Origin of the sequence: Citrobacter sp. 506 (assembly GCF_050434985.1) — a bacterium.
GTDB lineage: Bacteria > Pseudomonadota > Gammaproteobacteria > Enterobacterales > Enterobacteriaceae > Citrobacter > Citrobacter braakii.
Window position 1 is genome coordinate 22,538 of record NZ_JBNDJN010000004.1, and the last position, 20,639, is coordinate 43,176.

The 20,639-nt window shown below is 53.4% G+C and carries 18 protein-coding genes; 4 read left to right on the forward strand and 14 right to left on the reverse strand.

Annotation, left to right across the window (positions count from 1 at the left end):
- Positions 1-74 precede the first annotated feature (74 nt).
- Both ABIE10_RS15620 and ABIE10_RS15625 read left to right on the forward strand, forming a co-directional pair.
- The gene (locus tag ABIE10_RS15620) at positions 75-530 is read left to right on the forward strand and encodes a multidrug/biocide efflux PACE transporter (RefSeq protein WP_016154290.1); all 456 of its coding nucleotides are present in this window, start codon (positions 75-77) and stop codon (positions 528-530) included.
- A 142-nt stretch (positions 531-672) separates the two neighbouring features.
- Positions 673-1,902 (forward strand): amino acid permease, encoded by a 1,230-nt coding sequence (locus tag ABIE10_RS15625; protein ID WP_029139645.1) that lies wholly within the window; start codon positions 673-675, stop codon positions 1,900-1,902.
- Positions 1,903-1,955: 53 nt separating this feature from the next.
- Here the strand turns inward: ABIE10_RS15625 and rcnR are convergent, their stop codons facing one another.
- Positions 1,956-2,228 (reverse strand): Ni(II)/Co(II)-binding transcriptional repressor RcnR, encoded by a 273-nt coding sequence (rcnR, locus tag ABIE10_RS15630; protein ID WP_003825567.1) that lies wholly within the window; start codon positions 2,226-2,228, stop codon positions 1,956-1,958.
- A gap of 120 nt (positions 2,229-2,348) precedes the next feature.
- On the opposite strand from rcnR, the gene ABIE10_RS15635 reads away from it, so the two are divergent.
- On the forward strand, positions 2,349-3,242 hold the full coding sequence (locus ABIE10_RS15635; RefSeq protein WP_016157390.1) for a nickel/cobalt efflux protein RcnA: 894 nt from the start codon (positions 2,349-2,351) through the stop codon (positions 3,240-3,242).
- Between the two features lie 45 nt (positions 3,243-3,287).
- On the opposite strand, the gene ABIE10_RS15640 is transcribed toward ABIE10_RS15635, so the two are convergent.
- The 7 genes from ABIE10_RS15640 to ABIE10_RS15670 all read right to left on the reverse strand — a co-directional run bounded on the left by ABIE10_RS15640 (position 3,288) and on the right by ABIE10_RS15670 (position 11,791).
- Positions 3,288-4,670 (reverse strand): amidohydrolase family protein, encoded by a 1,383-nt coding sequence (locus tag ABIE10_RS15640; RefSeq protein ID WP_016157391.1) that lies wholly within the window; start codon positions 4,668-4,670, stop codon positions 3,288-3,290.
- Between the two features lie 12 nt (positions 4,671-4,682).
- Positions 4,683-5,633, reverse strand: a complete 951-nt coding sequence (locus ABIE10_RS15645; protein ID WP_047499340.1) for a carbamate kinase family protein — start codon at positions 5,631-5,633, stop codon at positions 4,683-4,685.
- 26 nt (positions 5,634-5,659) lie between these two features.
- A complete protein-coding gene (locus tag ABIE10_RS15650; RefSeq protein ID WP_016154296.1) occupies positions 5,660-7,210 on the reverse strand; it encodes a hypothetical protein in 1,551 nt (516 codons plus the stop codon).
- 117 nt (positions 7,211-7,327) lie between these two features.
- Positions 7,328-8,746, reverse strand: a complete 1,419-nt coding sequence (locus ABIE10_RS15655) for a DUF1116 domain-containing protein (protein WP_016154297.1) — start codon at positions 8,744-8,746, stop codon at positions 7,328-7,330.
- The gene (gene fdrA / locus ABIE10_RS15660; RefSeq protein WP_016157393.1) at positions 8,746-10,293 is read right to left on the reverse strand and encodes an acyl-CoA synthetase FdrA; all 1,548 of its coding nucleotides are present in this window, start codon (positions 10,291-10,293) and stop codon (positions 8,746-8,748) included. The genes ABIE10_RS15655 and fdrA overlap by 1 nt, the downstream gene beginning before the upstream one ends.
- Entirely contained in the window at positions 10,271-11,059 is a 789-nt protein-coding gene (locus ABIE10_RS15665) for a DUF2877 domain-containing protein (protein ID WP_103766707.1), read from the reverse strand. Before ABIE10_RS15665 ends, fdrA begins: the two co-directional genes overlap by 23 nt.
- 126 nt (positions 11,060-11,185) lie before the next feature.
- Complete coding sequence (locus tag ABIE10_RS15670) at positions 11,186-11,791, reverse strand: ankyrin repeat domain-containing protein (protein WP_016157395.1); 606 nt, start codon at positions 11,789-11,791, stop codon at positions 11,186-11,188.
- Between the two features lie 391 nt (positions 11,792-12,182).
- On the opposite strand from ABIE10_RS15670, the gene ABIE10_RS15675 reads away from it, so the two are divergent.
- On the forward strand, positions 12,183-13,112 hold the full coding sequence (locus tag ABIE10_RS15675) for a LysR substrate-binding domain-containing protein (protein WP_016154301.1): 930 nt from the start codon (positions 12,183-12,185) through the stop codon (positions 13,110-13,112).
- A gap of 42 nt (positions 13,113-13,154) precedes the next feature.
- Here the strand turns inward: ABIE10_RS15675 and ABIE10_RS15680 are convergent, their stop codons facing one another.
- The 6 genes from ABIE10_RS15680 to pgaA all read right to left on the reverse strand — a co-directional run bounded on the left by ABIE10_RS15680 (position 13,155) and on the right by pgaA (position 20,079).
- Positions 13,155-13,427, reverse strand: coding sequence for a GNAT family N-acetyltransferase (locus tag ABIE10_RS15680; RefSeq protein ID WP_016157396.1), 273 nt, complete (start codon positions 13,425-13,427; stop codon positions 13,155-13,157).
- Positions 13,428-13,438: 11 nt separating this feature from the next.
- Positions 13,439-13,669 (reverse strand): 4Fe-4S mono-cluster protein YjdI, encoded by a 231-nt coding sequence (gene yjdI, locus ABIE10_RS15685; RefSeq protein WP_016154303.1) that lies wholly within the window; start codon positions 13,667-13,669, stop codon positions 13,439-13,441.
- 82 nt (positions 13,670-13,751) lie between these two features.
- Positions 13,752-14,258 carry a poly-beta-1,6-N-acetyl-D-glucosamine biosynthesis protein PgaD gene (gene pgaD / locus ABIE10_RS15690; RefSeq protein WP_016154304.1) on the reverse strand — a complete coding sequence of 169 codons (507 nt, stop codon included), beginning with the start codon at positions 14,256-14,258 and terminating at the stop codon, positions 13,752-13,754.
- Complete coding sequence (gene pgaC, locus ABIE10_RS15695; RefSeq protein WP_016154305.1) at positions 14,255-15,589, reverse strand: poly-beta-1,6-N-acetyl-D-glucosamine synthase; 1,335 nt, start codon at positions 15,587-15,589, stop codon at positions 14,255-14,257. Before pgaC ends, pgaD begins: the two co-directional genes overlap by 4 nt.
- Positions 15,586-17,607: a poly-beta-1,6-N-acetyl-D-glucosamine N-deacetylase PgaB gene (gene pgaB / locus ABIE10_RS15700; RefSeq protein ID WP_016157399.1), complete on the reverse strand. Its 2,022-nt coding sequence runs from the start codon at positions 17,605-17,607 to the stop codon at positions 15,586-15,588. Before pgaB ends, pgaC begins: the two co-directional genes overlap by 4 nt.
- A 9-nt stretch (positions 17,608-17,616) precedes the next feature.
- Positions 17,617-20,079 carry a poly-beta-1,6 N-acetyl-D-glucosamine export porin PgaA gene (gene pgaA / locus ABIE10_RS15705; RefSeq protein ID WP_016154307.1) on the reverse strand — a complete coding sequence of 821 codons (2,463 nt, stop codon included), beginning with the start codon at positions 20,077-20,079 and terminating at the stop codon, positions 17,617-17,619.
- Positions 20,080-20,639: the final 560 nt, after the last annotated feature.

Consider the following 20,639-nt stretch of genomic DNA (forward strand, 5'->3'; position numbering starts at 1 on the left):
ATCTTTTAGATATCACATAAAACGATAAAATTGCCACCATTCCGTTATCCGGGCATCAAAGAAGGTTTTAGATTATGCAACACGATACAGTCCAACGCCGCTCGTTACTGGAGCGAATTTTTCATGCCGTCTGCTTTGAAGGCATTGCCACCGCGATCCTCGCACCAACCACCGCATGGTTGATGCAGCGCTCGGTGCTGGAAATGGGCGGACTGACCATTCTTCTCGCCACGACGGCGATGATCTGGAATATCATTTATAACGCCCTGTTTGACCGACTGTGGCCGTCGCACCTGGTAAAACGTACGGCTAAAGTGCGGGCATTCCACGCCTTAGGCTTCGAGAGCGGTTTTATTGTCATCGGGGTGAGCATCGTGGCGTATGTGCTGAACGTCAGCCTGCTCCAGGCATTCACGCTGGAAATAGGTTTCTTCCTGTTCTTCCTGCCATACACCATGTTCTATAACTGGGCTTATGACACTTTACGCGAGCGCGTTATGAAGCGTCGCCAGCAGCGCGTTACTGCCTGATAATTCAAACAATAGCCGGAATCTTCTCGGTTCCGGCTTTTGATCCATTCACTCGCCCGCTTGTTGACACCTCCCCCAGCCCCTGCCATTTGTGGTAAATTGCGCTTCTTTTTGTTTATTTTATAGTTGATACGTTCAAATAATGTCGAAATTTTGGTCAAAAGAAGAGACTCTCTGGAGCTTCGCACTATATGGGACTGCCGTCGGCGCAGGAACCCTCTTCCTCCCCATACAGCTGGGTTCTGCAGGCGCGGTGGTACTGTTTATCACCGCACTCGTCGCCTGGCCTTTAACCTACTGGCCGCACAAGGCGCTGTGCCAGTTTATCCTGTCCTCAAAAACCTCGGCAGGTGAAGGGATCACTGGTGCAGTTACGCACTACTACGGCAAAAAGATAGGCAGCCTGATCACGACCCTCTATTTTATTGCCTTCTTTGTGGTGGTGCTGATCTACGCCGTGGCGATAACCAATTCACTCACTGAACAACTGGCAAAACATATCGCCATCGATCTGCGTGTTCGCATGCTGGTCAGTCTTGGCGTGGTGCTGGTGCTGAACCTGATTTTTCTGATGGGCCGACAAGCAACCATTCGGGTAATGGGCTTTCTGGTGTTCCCGCTCATCGCGTACTTTTTGTTCCTTTCGCTCTACCTGACCGGAAGCTGGCAGCCAACGCTACTCACCGGCCAGATGTCTTTCGATCAGCACACGCTTCATCAGGTTTGGATATCTATTCCCGTGATGGTTTTCGCTTTTAGCCATACGCCAATTATCTCGACGTTCGCCATCGACCGACGTGAGAAATATGGCGAGCAGGCCATGGGTAAATGCAAAAAAATCATGAAGGTAGCCTACGTCATCATCTGCCTGAGCGTGCTGTTTTTCGTCTTCAGCTGTTTGCTTTCGATTCCGACAAACTATATCGAGGACGCGAAAAATGAAGGGGTGACCATTCTGTCAGCGCTATCGATGATGCCAAACGCACCAGCATGGCTGTCGATTTCTGGGATCATTGTCGCCGTCGTGGCGATGTCAAAATCGTTCCTCGGCACCTACTTTGGCGTGATTGAAGGGGCAACGGAGGTGGTAAAAACATCGTTGCATCAGGTGGGAGTGAAGAAAAGCCGGGCCTTTAACCGCGCCCTGTCCATTATGCTGGTTTCGACCATTACGTTTATCATTTGCTGCATTAACCCTAATGCAATTTCAATGATTTACGCGATTAGCGGGCCGCTGATTGCCATGATTCTGTTTATCATGCCGACATTATCTACCTATCTGATCCCGGCGCTAAAGCCGTACCGTTCAGTGGGTAATCTGATCACCCTGATTGTCGGTCTGCTGTGCGTATCTGTGATGTTTTTTGGCTAGAACGTGATTTTAACGGCTCATTCATCAGTATGTGGATGAGCCGTTAAACTGACTTATTTGATGTACGAATCGAGTACCTTCAAAACCACATCCAAATCTTCTTCGCGCTTAATTTCATCGCCCTGATGCACAATGTGCTCGGTCAGATGACCTTTAATCACCTCGCGCATTAACCCGTTTACCGCACCACGGATCGCCGCTATTTGCTGCAATACCGCCGCGCATTCATGCGGTTCATCCAGCATGGTTTTCAACGCCGCTACCTGCCCCTGAATCTTACTGGTTCGGGCTTTCAGCTTTTGTTTGTCGCGGATCGTATGTGACATAGCAATACCTTTTCAACGTCTGGCTGTAGCGACAATACCATCGTCATTCTACTGGGGGGTAGTATTTAATACTGGGGGGGAGTAGAATCTGGCAAAATTAAACAACTAAGAATCATTCTCATGGGTGAGTTTTCTACGCTTCTTCAGCAAGGCAACGCCTGGTTTTTCATTCCCAGCGCGATTCTATTAGGAGTGTTACACGGTCTGGAACCGGGGCATTCCAAGACGATGATGGCGGCCTTTATTATTGCCATTAAGGGGACCATCAAACAGGCGGTGATGCTGGGGCTGGCGGCAACGCTGTCGCATACCGCAGTGGTATGGCTGATTGCGCTCGGCGGGATGTATATCAGCAAAGCGTTTACTGCCCAGGCCGTTGAGCCCTGGCTGCAGTTTGTCTCGGCGATTATTATTCTCGGGACCGCATTCTGGATGTTCTGGCGAACCTGGCAGGGAGAACAGAACTGGCTGACCCAGACGCATCATGACCACGATCATGAGCATCACCATGATCATGATGACCATCACCACCATCATAACCACGGTGAAGCTCACCACCATCATCACGAACATGACCACGACCACGATCATAACCATGCTGCGTTAGCAGGGCTGAGCGAGGGTTCGAAAGCGTATCAGGACGCGCACGAGCGTGCACATGCTACCGATATTCAGCGCCGCTTTGCAGGCAAAGAGGTCACCAACGGCCAAATATTATTGTTTGGTCTGACCGGCGGGTTGATCCCCTGCCCTGCCGCCATTACGGTACTGCTGATTTGCATCCAGCTCAAAGCCTTCACGCTGGGTGCCACTATGGTGCTGTGCTTCAGCCTCGGGCTGGCGCTAACGCTGGTAACGGTGGGCGTGGGAGCGGCAATCAGCGTGCAGCAGGCGGCCAAACGCTGGAGCGGATTTAACACACTGGCACGCAAAGCGCCCTATTTTTCCAGCGCGCTTATCGCGATGGTCGGCTTATATATGGGGATTCACGGCTATATGGGGATCGTCGGTTAACGAGCAGAGAGCGCAGCAGCGATTGCCGCTGCGCATCAAACCAGGCTAGCTTGCGACGTTCCCCCACACCAGTTGGCCTTTATGGAAGGTCGCGGTGCGTGGGGAGATTCGCGCGACCGCTTCCGCTGAGCAGGAGGCATCCACCAGTACAAAGCTGGCTTCATCCTGCGCCTTCGGCCAGACGCGCTCACCTTTATCGTTAAGCGGCAGCACATCGCCGGTGGCGAGGAACAGCGCCCGCGACAGGTTGAGTTCATTGGGACGAATATACAGCTGCGCGTACAGATTCGCCTTCTCCAGCATGTCTCCAAGCCCGTACGGCGACCAGTGGTCAATCACACTGTCGGTCCCGGTAATCACTTCCACGCCTTTGTCACGCAACTGCTTGAGCGGCATATGCAAGGTACCGATCGGTACCGTCGAGGCAATGGTAATCTGCTGCGCCGCCATGCGGCTCGCCAGCGCATCCACCTGCTGTTCGTTCAGCGTCGCCAGCGCAAATGCGTGGCTGATGGTCAGTTTGCCCTTCAACTGCGGCGTTTTCTCCACCGTTTCCACCATGTAATTCACCGCCGCAACGCCTGCCGGGCTGGTTTCATGCAGATGGATATCCACGCCTTTATCGTAATCCAGCGCAATCTGGAACATGGTGTCGAGGGATTTTTCCATCGCCCCGTCCACGCTGGTTGGGTCCAGACCGCCGACGTAATGCGCCCCCGCCTGCATTGCTTCACGCATCAACGGTTCAGACTTCGATAACAGCAGGCCATGCTGCGGAAACGCCACGATTTCACAGGCAAAACCCGGCTGGCGACGCGCCAGCACCGCCTGCAGATTTTCCAGGTTTTTCAGCCCGGAAACCGGTTCGATATTGCAGTGGCTGCGGGCGATCGAGGTGCCCTTTGATTGCAGCAGATCGATGAGCTTTTCCGCGCGCTCCTGCGTGTAAGGCTGGAGTTCAGGCAGCAGTTTTTGCTCCAGGCGGATCATATCCTGAATGGTGGTGCCAGCCGGGCGATTCAGCGAACGCCAGGGACCGCCGTAAAAGGTTTTATCCAGATGGATGTGCATGTCGCGCATGGCGGGCAGCATCAGCTTTCCACCCGCATCGTAGTGCGGCAGCGTCGCATCCGGATGCTGCTTATTCTCACGCAGGGCAACAATTTTCCCGTCCTGAATTTCAACGGTTTGCAGCGCGGTACGGGTATGCACCACCACCGAGTTTTCGTAATCAAAACCCGCTTCCAGCAGGACGTTATCCAGGTAATAGTGCTTATCGTTAATCGTCATTGTGCTCTTCGCCCCGCAGGTGTTCCCGACAGGATTAGCAGCATACGCGACTGGAGCCACTGCGCCAAACAGCGCGGCAGCGGTCACCATTTTTCCGCTCTGACTTAAAAATTCACGGCGGCTGTTACTTTCCTTCATTCACATTTCCTCTCAGGAATGGACAATATGGGTGCCCGTTTCGCCGCGCAGTGCGGCAGGCAGGCATTCCGGCGTGGTGATGATTACTCGCTTACCGCCACGCGCCAGGAACGCCAGACTGGCAACGATTTTGGGTAACATGCTCCCCGGCGGGAAATGTCCCTCCTGCATGTAACGGGTCATCGTTGCGACATCCACCGTATCCAGCGCCTGCTGGTTGGGTTTGCCAAAATGAATACAGACCTGCTCGACGCCGGTGGTGATCACCAGAATGTCAGCGCGGATCTCCTGCGCCAGCAGAGCCGTGGAGAGATCTTTATCAATCACCGCATCCACACTCTGATAATCCCCCTGATCGCTACGCACCACCGGGATCCCACCGCCACCCGCGCCAATCACCACAAAGCCTTGCTGGGTCAGCGTTTTGATTGCCTCCGCCTCGACAATACGCTTCGGTTCCGGAGAGGCGACGACCCGGCGGTAGCCGCGTCCCGAATCTTCAACAAAGCGCCAGCCCGGATTGACCCGCTGCAGTTCATCGCGCTGCGCTTCGCTAAAGAACGCGCCGATAGGCTTGGTCGGGTTAGCGAAGCCCGGATCGTTTTTGTCGACCTCCACCTGCGTGACCACCGTAACCGCCTTCTGCTCACCGCGCCGCGCCAGGCGGTTGTTCAGCGCCTGTTGGATCAGATAGCCGATCCCGCCCTGCGTATCGGCGACGCAGTTTGCCAGCGGGGTGAGCGGCAACCCTTCACGCTCATGCGCGATTTCCGCACGCCGTAGATCCAGCCCCACCTGCGGCCCGTTTCCGTGCGTCAGCACAATGTTGTAGTCCGATGCCAACATCTCCAGCACCGTGTCCGCCACCGCTTTCACCGCTTCAGCCTGGTGCTCAATCGACTGGCTGGCGTTATCTTTGATAATGCTGTTGCCGCCAATGGCAACGACCACAAGTTCTTTCATAGTGTTATCTTCCGCTTACAGGCGATTCAGGTCGTTTTCGTCGGTTCCTGCTCAGGCGCAGTCACCGCTTCACGGCTATCAAGAACATGCTTGAGGACAAACATGCCGCTCATCATCAGGTAGGCCACAACAAACATCATCGAACTGCCTTCTGCAAAGCCAACCGCCGGAGAGTGAATCACACCAAACAGCGATAACAGCGCGCCAAAAGCTGCGGCAATCGCCCCACGCAGCGGCTTATTCATAATGGCGAAGATAGCGACGCAGCCCCACAGCATACTGGCCAGCGGCGCGCCGCTTCCCAGATGCACCAGCCCATCGTAATAGACACCTTTGCTGTGCAGCAGGTCGCTGCCCAGTTTCCCCGCGGATGTTCCGGCGGCGCCCATCACGCTGTTGACGATGGTCAACGCCCAGTTAGCGATCCACGGGAACAAGCAGATAAAGATAACGGGAACCTCGACTTTGGGCGTCTCTCGCACCACCTGGTTGGCGGTCACCACGCCGATAAACACCAGAATCGGCACTATCGCAGTCATCGGAATAATCGCGAGCATAAACGCCCCCAGCCCAAACAGCGGTACCAGGAACATGGTGATGCCTGAAGCGAGGGTATAACCGATGCTGGCCCCCATCGCTTTCCAGCCCGCATGCCCAACATATACGGTCACCGGGAATGGGTTGCCCAGCATGCAGCCGAGCATGGAGGCAAAACCGTTCGCCATCATGACCTTACGGGTGTTGTACTCATCACCCGCCGCATGCGCACTTTCAATATTCTCAAGGTCAAAAATGTAGTTCGCCAGACCCAGAGGAACCGCAGAAGCCAGGTACGGCAGCGCGTGCGGCAAACCCTGCAGGAAGCTGTCGACATGGATTTCCGGCGGATTGAAGCCAAAGGAAGACATCGAAGATTTAATGGCTTCCGGGCTTTGCAAACCGGAGATCCACGCCAACGCTGTACCGGCAATCAGCAGCAGCAAACCGGTGGGTATGCGGGCAAAAATCGGCTTCTTACCGAACCAGTTAATGAAGATCAACAACAAGACGATGAAAGAGACGGTTGGCGCTTCAAATGCCTGCAGCATCGGGTTCATCGCCAGCAGCAACAGTCCCAGACCGGACAGACAAGAAAGTAATACCGTACGCGGGATCATCTTGCGGATGGTCTCGCCCAGGAAGGAGCCGCCGACCAGGATCAACGCTTCTACAAAGCACCACACCAGAGCTATCTGGATAGCAAAGTTGGCATCTTTGGTTTGCTGATATACCGGCATTAGCACCAGGAAGGTCACGGTAAAAATTGACGGTGCGCTCGGCCCGGACGGCAGCGCCGTCACGTCTTTACGCCCGGTGTGCTTTGCCATCTGCAGGCCAAACCAGGCGTAGCAGACGCTGGCCACCAGCACAGCCAGACCAAAGGCAGGCGCAATGCGACCATAGACAATTTCGGTAGGGATCCCGACGACAAAAATGAGCAGCCCCATCATTGTCAGCAGGTTAGTCAGGTTGTTGGTCATCAGCCCAAAGTAAGCAGCCCAGTCACCACGTTTCCATTCTAGTTTTATGCTGTTCATGGAATATCCTTAACAGGTTAAGCATCGTTTGCGATCCCGGGGATCGCCCAGCCCTGCAGGTAAGCAACGTTTTTCGCTTCGCTACTGTGGGGCCAACAGCGTTAGCCCCGATTGTTGTTATTGGCAGTAGCGGTCGCGCCAGTTGAGGATCGCCTTTTCAAAACAGGCGAACGGCGGATGGACTATTCCGGCGCCGATCATGCCGATCCCCGCATCTTTGTGCGCAATTGCGGTGTTAATCACCGGCAGAATGCCGGTGCTACCCACGCGCGTAATGTCGATAGCGGTCGGTACGCCCATAAAACCAAGTAACGGAATGGTAACGTTGGGGTTTTCGCCGAGAGTGATTTCACGCATCTGGCGAGAGAAATCGACCGCCTCTTCAACCGTACCGCCTACCAGCGCCACGATGGCCGGTGCCGTGGCCATGGCAAAACCGCCGATGCCGTAGGTTTCGGTAATTGCGCTATCACCGATATCACGTCCGGAATCTTCGGGCTTATAGCCCGCAAACATCGGGCCAATCACCTGCTGCGCCGGACCGGTAAACCACTGACCCGGTAAGCCGCTGATGCGCAGACCGAATTCAACGCCGTTACGTGCCATCGTCGTAACTACGGTGCTGTATTCGATCCCGTGTGCGGCGTCCATTGCGGCTTTACACATCGCCATCCAGGTCGGTCCGGAGAAGTAATCGCTGCTGAGGACGAACTCGAATACCTCACGCTGCTGCTCAACCGGATAGCCAGTCTGAATAATCCACGGCGTCAGTGCCTGTATCAGTAGCGCCGTCCCGGCGTTATTGCGGTTATGGCACTCATCGCCCATGTGCAGCGCCTGCGCCAGCATCAGGCGCAGATCGATTTCGCCCGCCAGCTTCATGGCGTCGCGCAGCATCGGTCCCATCACATCGCGCATCCAGTTCAGGCGATCGATAACGCTCTGATCGTTCGCGCCCATGCGCAGGATCTTCGCCATCTGCTCGCTCATATTGGTGTATGCGCGGTTGCCGTAGGTTTTGTTCTCGACGATGTGCATAAACATCGACGCCGACGTCACACCCGCCATCGAACCGACACAGTCATGCTCGTGGCACGGTGAGAAGATGATTTCACCCGAGGCGGCCAGGTCGGCGGCTTCATCCAGATCTTTCGCCAGCCCTTCAAACACCAAAGCCCCGGTGACCGCGCCCTTCATTGCGCCGCACATTTTTTCCCAGCAGATGGGCGGTCCGGCGTGCAGGATGGTGTTGCGGGTCATGCCCGGCACGACGTTGATCGCCTGGTCATAGCCAATCAGCACCGGATGCGACTGGATAATGCGTTCCAGCGCCTGCTGGTTAGCGGCAGCGATTTTGTCAGCCAGCGGCGAATCGGCAATTTCGTCCAGTGCGGCCACGACCTGCATGTTGCCCTGGCCCGGCGGCGTCCAGTCGAGCTGGGTCACGGGAACATTCTGCTTTTTCAGGTCATCGCTGAACATCGCGATGCCGACGTTAATCACGTTCAGCGGCTGGTTAAACAGTGTCTGGCTCATCAGGCTTCCTCCCCTTTACAGATAAATTCACGCGCCAGCAATCCGGTATTGGTGCTACTGCTCGCCCAGATCACGCCTGCATCGGTCAGCATCTGGCACTGTTTTTCCAGCGACGGCGTATCGAGATCGGTTCCCAGCACGTAGCCGAGGATCTCAAGCGGACGCCCCTCTGCGGCGGCGATCGCTTTGGCTTCGACGATCGCCTCGATCATCACGCCAACCGGATCTTCATGTGATCCATATCCAAGAACGAAGTCCATAACGATCACGCCGACTTCAGGATCGCGTGCTTCCTGCAACAGACGACTAATGCGGTTGGTTGGATCGATCATCGGGTGCGGTTTACCGTTGGTAAAATCGTCATCTCCAAAATCAAGGAAGGTATGTCCCACGCTGCGGTTGAGATCTGTCAGGCGAAAAGCCGGATCCGGATGAATGTTGCTGTAAACCTCCGCATGTTTTTCCATGGCAGCAAACATCGCCTCATCGCACAGCGTGCCGCCACAGAACAAGCCGCGAATGTACTTTTGCTGCGGGGTCAGGCGGGCGCGGACCTCTTCAATCAGCGGCCAGTTGAGCGGATGCAGATCGAGACTCTCTTTTTTCACGCCAGTCAGCAGTACCGCTTTCAGCGCCGCCTCTTTAGTGCCGCGTGCAAACAGCAGACCGTTTTCATCCGCAGGCGCGGCTTCACGTCCGAGGAAACACACCACGACGGGCTTATGGCAGGCACGCGCACGTTCCAGCACTTTGCGCGCCACTGTTGGCGCAGGAGGTTTGGAGATAAGCGCGATGATCTCGGTTTGCGGATCGGCCTCCAGCATACCAATCGCGTCAAGCATCATCAGGCCGCCAATCTTTTCGCTCAGATCGCGTCCACCGGTGCCAATCAGTTGGGAAATCCCGCCGCCAAACTCATGAATGCGTACGCTCAGCTCCTGGCTACCGGTACCGGAGGCACCAACAATTCCGATGTTGCCGCGACGCACCGCATTGCCAAAACACAGCGCCGCGCCGTTAATAATGGCGGTTCCGCAATCGGGCCCCATCATCAGCAGCCCTTTTTCATGCGCCAGCTGCTTGAGCGCCAGTTCGTCTTCAAGAGAGACGTTGTCAGAGAACAGCATCACGTTGAGGTTATTTTGCAGCGCCTGACGCGCTTCACGCGCGGCAAACAGACCATTGACCGAGATCACCGCCAGGTTGCTGTCAGGAACATGCTTCTTCGCACTGGCAAGCGTGGCATAGCGCGCTTCATGCTGCCCTCCCTGCTCTTTATGCGTAAACAAATCTTCAATCGCCACCAGCGTCTGATCGTTCGCCGCCTCGCTGGCGCCTTTAATGACAATCATCAGGTCGCCACTTTTCGCCTCTTCAAGTTCAGGCGTGAGCAGACCGAGATTCTTCAGTACGCCCTTATTCATTTCTGTCGCCATAGCCACGAACGCCTGCTCAACGCCATCGAGCTTATTTGCGCGTGTGGAGATAGACATCAGTGAGACAGAATCAAAATACGTGTTCTTTTTAACAACTATCCTGATCGACATAATTCCCTCCGGACCTGTGGCTCAGGGCGCAGGCATCCGCCATGCCATACAGCATGTCGCAGCCAGAACTTGAGCCGATATTTTTAATGTCAGTAATATATTGCGTAGAAACGGGTTGTTGCTCTGTAATAATATGGTTCAGCAGCCGTCCGACGCTTTCCCGATAACGTTGATGAAAGGCTTCCTCTAGCGTTATTTTGCTGAGTAGCGTGGTATTATTTCCGGCACGTTGTAAGGCTGCTAAAAAATCATCACGATATTTCCCCAGCGGATGTCCCGGAATAAATAAAATAGTGCTTAAACCCACTAAATAATCATCAGATGAAGGCGTCAGACCAATCCCCAGACCAATTAAATGGCTGACCGCTGTAGAGATATTTTCTCCTGTCTGCAACGCCGCCAGTAATGTTTGTCGGCGACTCAGTAATTGGCGGGTGATTTCCAGATAAAACGGGTTATCACCCTGGTACAGAAATAATGTGTCAGCGCTTCTTAGCTGTTGGCGGATAACCTCTTCCCAGCGCAGCCAGCGGATTGCAGCAAGGCTTATTGCATCAAGCCTCCACCGTGGTATGCGCCATGGCAGACAACCGGAAGTTTCTATCCATTTATCGTTGCCAACGGCTATCCCCGATTCGGTAAAACTGACTCTCTCACCGGGGTGAAACAGCTCTTCACAATGCGTCAGCGCCAGCCGACAGCTGTTAGGCGCGTTATCACAACCTTCACTCAGTAACGTCAGCAACCGCTGCTGTTCGGGTATCAACAGGTTTACCGCGCGGGAAAAAACCTGTTCAACCCGTCCCGTTCCCCGGAAAGCGAGAAACGCGCCGTCTGCGGTTAGCGCCCGTACGCATCGCCGTGATGGCGTAGCGATAGTGGCGCTCCTCTGTCAGGCTCCGGCCGCAATCAGCAGCTCGGCAATTTCGTGGTATCCTTTCTCCCGCGCCAGCTCCAGCGGGGTTTTACCGTATTTATCCGTCATGTGCGGGTTTGCGCCATGGTCGAGCAGCAGCTTGACGATTTCCTGCTGTTTCGCGCCGCCGTCATTAAGCACGATGGCTTCCAGTAACGGCGTCCAGCCGACAAAGTTGGTATGATTAACATTGATATCGGTACGCAGCAGCAGTTCGCGCACGATCTCTACATGACCTTTTTCGCTGGCAGGCGTAATACCGACGCCGCCAAAACGGCTCAGGCAATTGAGATCGGGATTGGCCGGTAATACGGTACGCAGCAGCGTTAAATCGTTAGTCAGACAGCTAATCAGGAATGGATTAAAACAGGTTTGATCCTGTTTATTAATATCGGCACCGGCGGCAATCAATAAAGAAACACAGTCATAATGTTTATTCAGGCTGGCAATAATTATGGCAGTGCGCCCCTGGCGGTTAGTGGCATTAATATCCACATTTTTTGCCAGGCAGGATTTTAATCCATCGGCATCACCCTGCTCTGCCGCCAGCAGAAATTCAGTAATGAGTTCTTTCTCTGACATAATCGCTCTCCTGCAGTTTTTTAGACTTTTTAAATATCCGATAAGTTGAGAATAGCAACAGAGTGCAGAGAATAATATCCGCTTAAATTTCATTCATCGTAAGCGTGTCGATTATTGAATCAAATTTAACAATGAGAACAAAACGTGCTGTAGTGCAATCTTTTCCTTATGACAGAGCCGCTTTTAGCCATTAATCAGTTGTCAGGAAAATCAGGCGTGATGCTACACGGATAGCGGCCTGCAATTAATATACAGAAGTGTGATTGCCTTCAAATCAATTGTAAAACTAGTGTTAAATTCTGTTCAAAACTGATTGCTCTGCATAAGGATTACAAATACATTCAACAATCATCGCGTCGCGGATGCGCGTTTGTCGCCGGAGGGGAGGAAGATGAATTCAATTTTTACCGAGGAAAACCTGCTGGCATTTACGATGGCAGCCCGCTACAGCAGCTTCAGCAAGGCGGCTGAGGAACTTGGCTTAACCACATCAGCAATTAGTTACACCATTAAGCGCATGGAGCTGGGGCTTGACGTGGTGCTGTTTACCCGCAGTACCCGCAGCATTGAGCTGACTGAGTCCGGACGCTATCTGTTTCGCAAGGCGACCGACCTGCTCAACGATTTCCACGCCATCAAGCGCAGTATTGATACCATTGCTCAGGGCATTGAAGCCCGGGTACGCATCTGTATTAATCAACTGTTGTATACCCCTCAACATACGGCACGACTGCTGCAGGTACTCAAGAAACAGTTTCCAACCTGCCAGATAACCGTCACCACCGAGGTGTATAACGGCGTCTGGGATTCGATCATTAACAACCTCGCCAACATCGCTATCGGCGCACCGGATACGTTACTGGACGGCGGGGGGATTGATTACACCGAGATCGGCGCGATCCGTTGGTCGTTTGCGATTGCCCCGGATCATCCGCTGGCTTTTATGCCTGAACCGATTTCTGAGAGCCAGTTGCGCCTGTACCCGAACATCATGGTGGAAGACACCGCCCACACCATCAACAAGAAGGTCGGCTGGCTGTTACACGGACAGGAGTCGATTCTGGTTCCTGATTTTAATACCAAATGCCAGTGCCAGATCCTGGGTGAGGGCATCGGTTTTCTGCCGGACTATATGGTGCGCGAGGCGATGGAAAAGTCGTTGCTGGTCACGCGGCAGATCCACAACCCGCGTCAGGATTCACGGATGCTGCTGGCGACCCAGCATTCGGCCACCGGTCGTGTAACCCAATGGATTAAAAAAGAGTTTGGCCCACAAGGGGTATTGACGGGAATTTATCAGGATTTGCTGCATCGGGAGTGATGCGCCGGACGGCGGTCATGCCTTCCGGCGCACGTAAGATTATCAGGCGCGAATATCGTCGTACTCGCGGGTTTTATCAAACTCATGTTTGGCAAACGGGCACAGCGGAATAACTTTGCGGTTTTCGGCGCGCATTTTCTCCACCACCTTCGCCACCAGCAGTTTACCGACCCCCTGGCCTTTCAGGCTGGGGTCGACATCGGTATGTTCAATGATGCTCAGATGCTCACCCGTCGGCACGAAGACAATCTCGGCAACCTGATTGCCTTCGGCATCGTTAACATAAAATTTGTTGTGGCCTGCAAGAATTTCCATGGTCCCCTCACTCATTTCTGGCGATATTTCAGCGCACCGCTCGGACAGGTATCAATCACTTTAATGACCGTCGCGACATCCACTTCATCCGGAATGATCCACGGTTTACGCTTCAGGTTAAAAAGCGCTGCGCTTCCCCGCACGCAGTTGCCCGAATGTTGACATATCGCCGTATTGAAGTAGACGTCAATCTTCTCACCGGTATAGGCCCGGTAACCGGCATCCAGTAGTTCCTTATCCACGACATTGCCTCGCATTTTTTTATTGTCTGGGTCTAATCATAGACCTGTGCGAGGCTGAAGGAAGCAACTGAAAGTAGAAATATCACTCAGGCCTTTTCTGCAACAACGGCTGCGGCTCTGGCGGCAAATACTCCAGCATCGCAGGCGTCGGCGGCGGTAGACGGTTATCGGCGATATCCCTGTCCACATCGATATGACTGATTTCACCACTTTCATGATGGTGAACCGTCAGCACCCGCGCTTTGTTCAGCTCTGTCACCAGTTCCCGGGTAATACGTAAACTTTCCGCCAGCTCATGGTCTTCCAGTCCGGGCCTGCGACTGCGACGTTCCACCCGAAAACGAAACTGGTTGTACTTCGCCCAACCAATCAGCACCAGTCCGTTGACCAGCGCGACAAGGATGTAAAACGTGACCGTATCCAGCGTGGTGAAAAAGGGTCGCACGCCTATATAAGGTGAGTGCGCCAGAGCGGTGATCAGCCCTTTATAGATCAAATATAAAAAGCCAACCCAGGCAAAAAGCGTTAACAGCACGTCAATGATGCGCGGCAGCAAACGCTGCTCCGTAAAGATCAGCGGCTGGCTCATGATTCGATCCTCCCAATTCCACGATCGGGACTCACCCAACGCGCCCTGCCGCGTTTGCGTTTAAGCATTACTTTCGGGAAAGCGACCAGCGTGGTGAACAGGCTTAACATCCAGTACACCACCGGGAACCAGATAATCCAGAACAACGACGCGCCAATGCCTTTTTCATAGCGCCGCTCAATCATCAGACTCACCGCAAACTGCAACAAGCACACCACGCCGAGGATTAGCCCAGTAAAGGCCGGCGGGAACAGATGTTGTACATACAGCGAGTCCGGCATCGGGATCATCAGCCCTAACAGGAACAGCACGATACTGATCGCATAGGCAAACGCCCAGGTGGTAGAAAAACAGAACTCAAAAAACAGCGGCCACATACGGCGATATTCCCATGACCACAGGCGGCGCATGTTCACGATAAACACCTCCGCACCGCCTTGCGCCCAGCGCAGTCGTTGTTTCCATAACCCTCTTAACGTTTCAGGCATCAGGATCCAGCACAGTGCGCGCGGCTCAAAGAATATCGACCAGTGGCGCAATTGCAGCTTCCAACTGATATCGATGTCTTCAGTGATCATATCCGGGCTCCAGTAACCGACCTCGGCCAGCGCGCGACGACGAAACGCAGCAACCACACCGGAAACGGTAAAGATCTGCCCATAAACTCGCTGAGTACGCTTAATCAAGCCGATAATGGAAGAAAACTCCCCGACCTGCACCCGACCGATTAAGGTGGAGCGGGTTCGAATACGTGGGTTCCCGGTCACCGCACCGACGCGCGGGAACTGGATCAGCGGCGCCACAATATAGGCAACGGCATCACGGTCCAGTAACGCATCGCCATCAATACACACCAGGTAATCACTGCGCGCCGCTGCTGCCCCGGTCTTGAGCGCCAGCGCTTTGCCCTGGTTTTCAGCCAGATGAATCACCCGCAGACTGGGGTATTCCACCGCCAGTTGTTCCAGCACGTCGTGGGTGTCATCCGTTGAACCATCGTTGATGGCAATCACTTCAATATTTTTATATCGCTGCGCCAGCGCGGCCTCAATGGTTTCACGCGCATTGATCCCTTCGTTAAAACAGGGGATCAGAATAGAAACCAGCGGATTCCCTTCCAGCGTCGGTGGCGGTGTGTCATCTCCCCATTTCCAGTGACGCTCACGGTAGAACCAGAAATAGACCCCGCCGCTTATCCACAAAGCAGACATAAACAAGGGCCAGAAGAAGACGAAGTTCAACATCACTTCACCTGTAAAGATGACCGCCACGCCAAACGGCAGGCTGAACATCAGGCAAAGTATCAGGAAAGCAATTATGCGATCGGTCATTTTTGCGGGTACCAGTATGAGGAGAACGTCGAGCGAATCTCTGACATCTCAGGTTTGTCGCTGATGAAATCATCCGGGTAATAGCCGTAGTTACCTGCACCGCTTAATTTCAGCTGGCGCATCCATTCGGCTATTTGTTTTCCGCTGATTTCAGCCTCGTCCCCGGATTTACGCCAGTCTCGTGCCTGTAGTTCAAACACGGTTTTGTCCAGCGCGCCGGGCGTTTGTGCAACGGCATTCACTAATCTGTCGAGCCAGGCGTTGGCATCATTAGCCGGGATCTGCTCCATGAAAGGCATCGCCATTGGTGCCGTCCAGTCATAGGTATTGAGGAAATCATTCAGGTTCTGCGCAAACCAGGCTTCACTCTCCGGCTCCAGTACCGGCATGGCGTAAATATTGCGCGCCGTCTGCACCTGCGGACCGCGAATATTACGCACCGCCTGGGTCAGTTGTTTGGTGAAGTCGATCAGCACCTTACTTTTCAGTCGCGTCCAGCGCTCGAACGCCTGGGGATTGCTACGGATTTGCTCAATGCTTCCGGGAAGCCCTGCGGCGCGGTAGGCAGCCAATGCCTCCGGTGACGCGTCTTCAAAATCCGTCAGGAAAGCATCGTCATGGAACAAAATCCCTTTGAAGCTGGCGTGTTTGGCCAGGTCTTCATAGATTTCAGTGATGCGCTGACGCGCTTCGCTGCTCCAGGGGGACAGACGGACATAATTCTCGCGATTGATCGCTGTACGTCCCGTTTTCGGATCCCAGGCGGTTACGCGTGGGATGGAAGCGTCGAGATCGAAAGCCAGAACCGGCATCCAGGCATACACCGTCACCCCTGCCCGCGTTTGTAACTGCCAGGAGATATAGTTAAAGAGGTCGGCACGCATCGGCAGCCAGCGGTTAGGGAAATAGAGCTCGCGAATATTTCCGTCACCCTGCGGATCGGCGTAGGCCTGCAGGAAGACATGAGAAATACGCATGTCATAAACGCGCTGGATAAGTTTGTCGATGTTTCGCTTCTGCTGAGCCGGGTCCTTGTCATACACGTAATCCAGATCGACATGCATCACGCGCATCGTCTGCGGTTCACGTACCTGAGCGACCTGGCTGGCAAAGCGCTTAAGAGAGGGGTTATCAGAGATTAGCACGCGCGGGATGTCATCAAGAAACGCGGCATTCGCCAACCCTTCGTTGAGCGTGAAGGCCATCTTATAGCCATGCTCTTTAGCCAGGTTTAACGTTGTGCCATTGGCCGCACCGTAAGGCCAGACCCACGCGCGCGGTGATTTCCCGGTCACCGATTTGATCTTGTTGGTGATGAGAGAGATATCCGCGTTTATACGGCGCGTGTACTGTTCATCCGTTTCGTAAGTGCCGGTTTTCTTATCATACAGGCGGTTCGCCACCGCCGGTTCTTTACTTCCCTGCGGGTTGGCTTGTGCACCGAAATGCGAATTCCAGGTGTGCGCACCGACTTCCACCAACGGTGATTTGCCCATCTCTTCGACCATTTTCCAGGTGGCGAATTTATCTCGCGCCGTCATTAAGCCGCCAAAATCGACTTTTTTGTTGGCGGGAGCATCAACCCAACTCCCTACCGGCGCCCAGAGCGCAGGCCAGTTATAGGCTTTCAGCAGCGGCCAGACGCGGGTATAAAAACTGCTATATCCGTCATCAAAGGTGAGTAATACCGCTTTTTCCGGCAACACGATTTTACCGTCATGGGCGTCCAGGATTTGCTGCACGCTGATCGGGTTATAACCATTATCACGCAGCCAGGCCATTTGGTCGCTCAACGCGCTGGTGCGCACAGAAAGATAGCGTTGGTCGGCGGCACCATCCTCGACATCGTGGTAGCCGAGCACCAGGAAGCTATTTTTCGGCCACGGATGATCCGCCGTCAGCGGCGTTCTCTCTGCGGGAGGAACGTAGCGAGGCGTTGTATTGTGCGCACTACTGCACGCGGTAATCATCAACCAGCCAGCGATTAATGCGCTAAGCCACAGGCATCTTTTCAGCATGAACAATCCTTAAAACCTGACATTTAAATCGAAAGCGAGGGAGATATTCCGCTCACGTTTACCGTCGTAGGGGCGTTTATCCCAAATCAGCATCACCCCGCCATCTACGACGTTGTTCCATTTGAGCCGTTGTCCGTATCCCACCTGAACGATGGCACCAGCGTCCTGGCCTTGCTGCCAATAGCCACCTACACCAGCCAGACCTTGCTGCGTCCACACGGTGTCATAATGGCGGTAAAGAACCTGCTCCGCGCTCAGACCAGGTACCACGGAAAAATCACTCTTCGGGTTGTAATACGGCACATTCTCTTTGGTGTTGGTGCTCCCGCCGATGCCCGGGGTAAAGTCCAGGGTGAAGCGCGGCGTTGTCCACATGCGCTCTTTTCCGCTGAGTCCGTATTCGATGCGATCGTTACCATCTGAGAAATGTGATGCGGCAAACGACAGTTGATATTCACGTCGTTCGTTTTGATACCAGCGAACAAACATATCGCCGCCGTTGGCATACACGCCGCTACGCAGCGCGCGCAGTGGCGTATTACGCGACAAGCGCTCGGCCGAACCGCCTACGCGCCAGTTGTCATTGAAGTCATGCCAGCCGGAAAGACGACCGCCAATTTTCTGACCATCGCCATAATTTCGGCCAGAGACTTCCATTTCTGCCCAGTAGTCGCGGGAAGTCCATTCCGCCCCCGCAGCCAGATCGCGGCTGATGCCTTTACCTTCCTCAAATTCGCCGGTAGCAAAGTTGAATCCAGTAAACAAGCGCCAGTTGTCGTTAATTGGCGGACTGTAAATGGCAGTATTGATATTGAAGTCATTCTTACCGCTGACCGGGCTATCGGACGAGATCCCTTGTGTGCCGCTAATGCGCACTTCCGACATTTTGTGGACATCACGAATACGCGCGAGGCGCAGCGTCGCTTCATCATCCGGGCTACGAGCGATGACATCATCCGTCAGTTCATCGGCCTGCCTCCATTCCTGGAGATCCAACGCAACATAAGCCTGCTGACGTTCCAGTTCCAGGTTGCTTGGCTCAATCACTTCCGCCAGCTTCAGCTCTTTCTCCGCCGCATGCGGCAAGCCACGCGCCTCAAGAACGGAGGCATAAGATATGCGCAGCCCCTGGTTACCTGAACCTGTTCGCGCCAGATGCTCAGCGAGCTTTTCAGCCTCAGGTAGCTCATTGGCAGCGATATAATATTGCGTCAGCATCGACTGTCCGAGCAGCCAGTTATCGTTAGGCTGCGGCGTTGGCGAACCATAGATGCGTCGCAGGTACGGACTCTCTTTGATTAAGTTTTCGGCCTGTTTTTTAGCGGCATCAAAGTTTTCATTATCGATATGCGCGTAGAACAGATCCTGTTGATCCTCAGGACCAAGCGGCGTAACGGGAATCGGTCCATTCGGGTAGTAGATGCTCATCAGCATCGCTTCGGTTTTTTCTGGCTGGCGTTCGCTTAACCATGCCGATGCTACCCAGCGTTTCGCGTAGTTTGGCACTTCGCCGCTCGCAGAAAGCGATTCGTATTCCTTAATCACTTCAGACGTTCGCTTACGAACCAGCAAAGCGCCCATGCGGTCAATTCTCGCCCGACGGACATCATTCTGCGCGGACGGCTCATCCTTCCAGGCAGCCAGCAACTGGTCATAGCGGGCCAGCGCTTTATCCGCCACGATAAACCGCTCTTCTTCATTACGTGCGGACGTATAGGAGGAACGTACCATTTCGGCGGCCGCATCAAGCTCAAGGCGGCGCTTCACAGGATCTGCCGTAGGCACTACCTCCGCCATATTTAAGGCGGGCCCGGAAACACGGTTTGCTGACAGAGCAGACAGCAGCGTAGATTTTGCATTTTTGTTGCCAGGATCAACGTCATCCGCCTGGCTGGCAACCAACAGCGCGTCCCAGTTTTTTCCCTGAGAATGATATACGTAGGCAAGTAGCGCATCGGAGTCAGCCCCCGGATGTGCCTGTGCCCATTTATTCGCTTCAGTAAGGGCTTGCTGATTGTAGCGAGCATCTGCCAACGTCATTATCCAGCCGGTGCGTACGTCAACGTTGTCAGGCTCTTCCTGTAAAACGCTTTCCCATACCGCCAATGAATCATTCCAGTTTTTCTGGTTACGGTACGCACGTGCAGCGGCAACTTTGCCGCGCGCAGGCACATCCATCTGCCCACGATAGCGCTGCCAGATTTCAATAGTGGCTTTATCGTTGTTATCAACCCAACTGGAAACTTGCAGCCAGTCGGCAACCTGATTTGGCGTTAGCGCGCTTTGCTTTCCCTGATCCTCTAGATAACGCAATAACGGTGCACTATTACCACCCCGCGCTTCAATAACCAAAGCGTCATAATCTGATGTCGCTGCAGAGATTTGCATAGGGAAAAGAACGCTTGCCGTAAATAAACAGCTTAAAGACTTAAAACGTTTAATGAAGTTGGCATGTCGACGCATACTTAACATATCTGCCCTTATAACTTACATCAGAGTAAAAATAAGCGTTTTCAATATATTACAGTCAGTTACTTACGATACCCGACCATGTAAGATGCACTGCCGCTTATTTTGCAATAGGGTTATGAAGCAATTAATTCTTTCGTCTTATTGACTACCCGCGCCTCGCCCTCTAATCGTGGGAAAGCAGGCGTAAACTCGAAAATTTTATCACTCAGCGTAGTTCGTGGCTATGCGATACGAAAACTCTTAGACAAAAAAGTATTTTAGACTAAATAATCCTAATACTCTTGGGATTGAATTCTGGATTTAGATTAAGTTTGCATGACGAAACCTTGTGACGATGATAATTATTGCTGGCTAGCATAGCTACACCGCGCAACTGTTTGCATGGTAACTATTGTGTGCGGATAGAGAAAGTTCTGATAATAATGCCCCTGATAACAACAAAGCTCACAATGTAAATAATATAACCTAATTTTAAGTTTCGAACAGGGTCGATAAAATGAAATTAAAGGTACAGTCATAAGCAGAACTAAGTACAGTAAAAACTCAATAAAATCAAATGA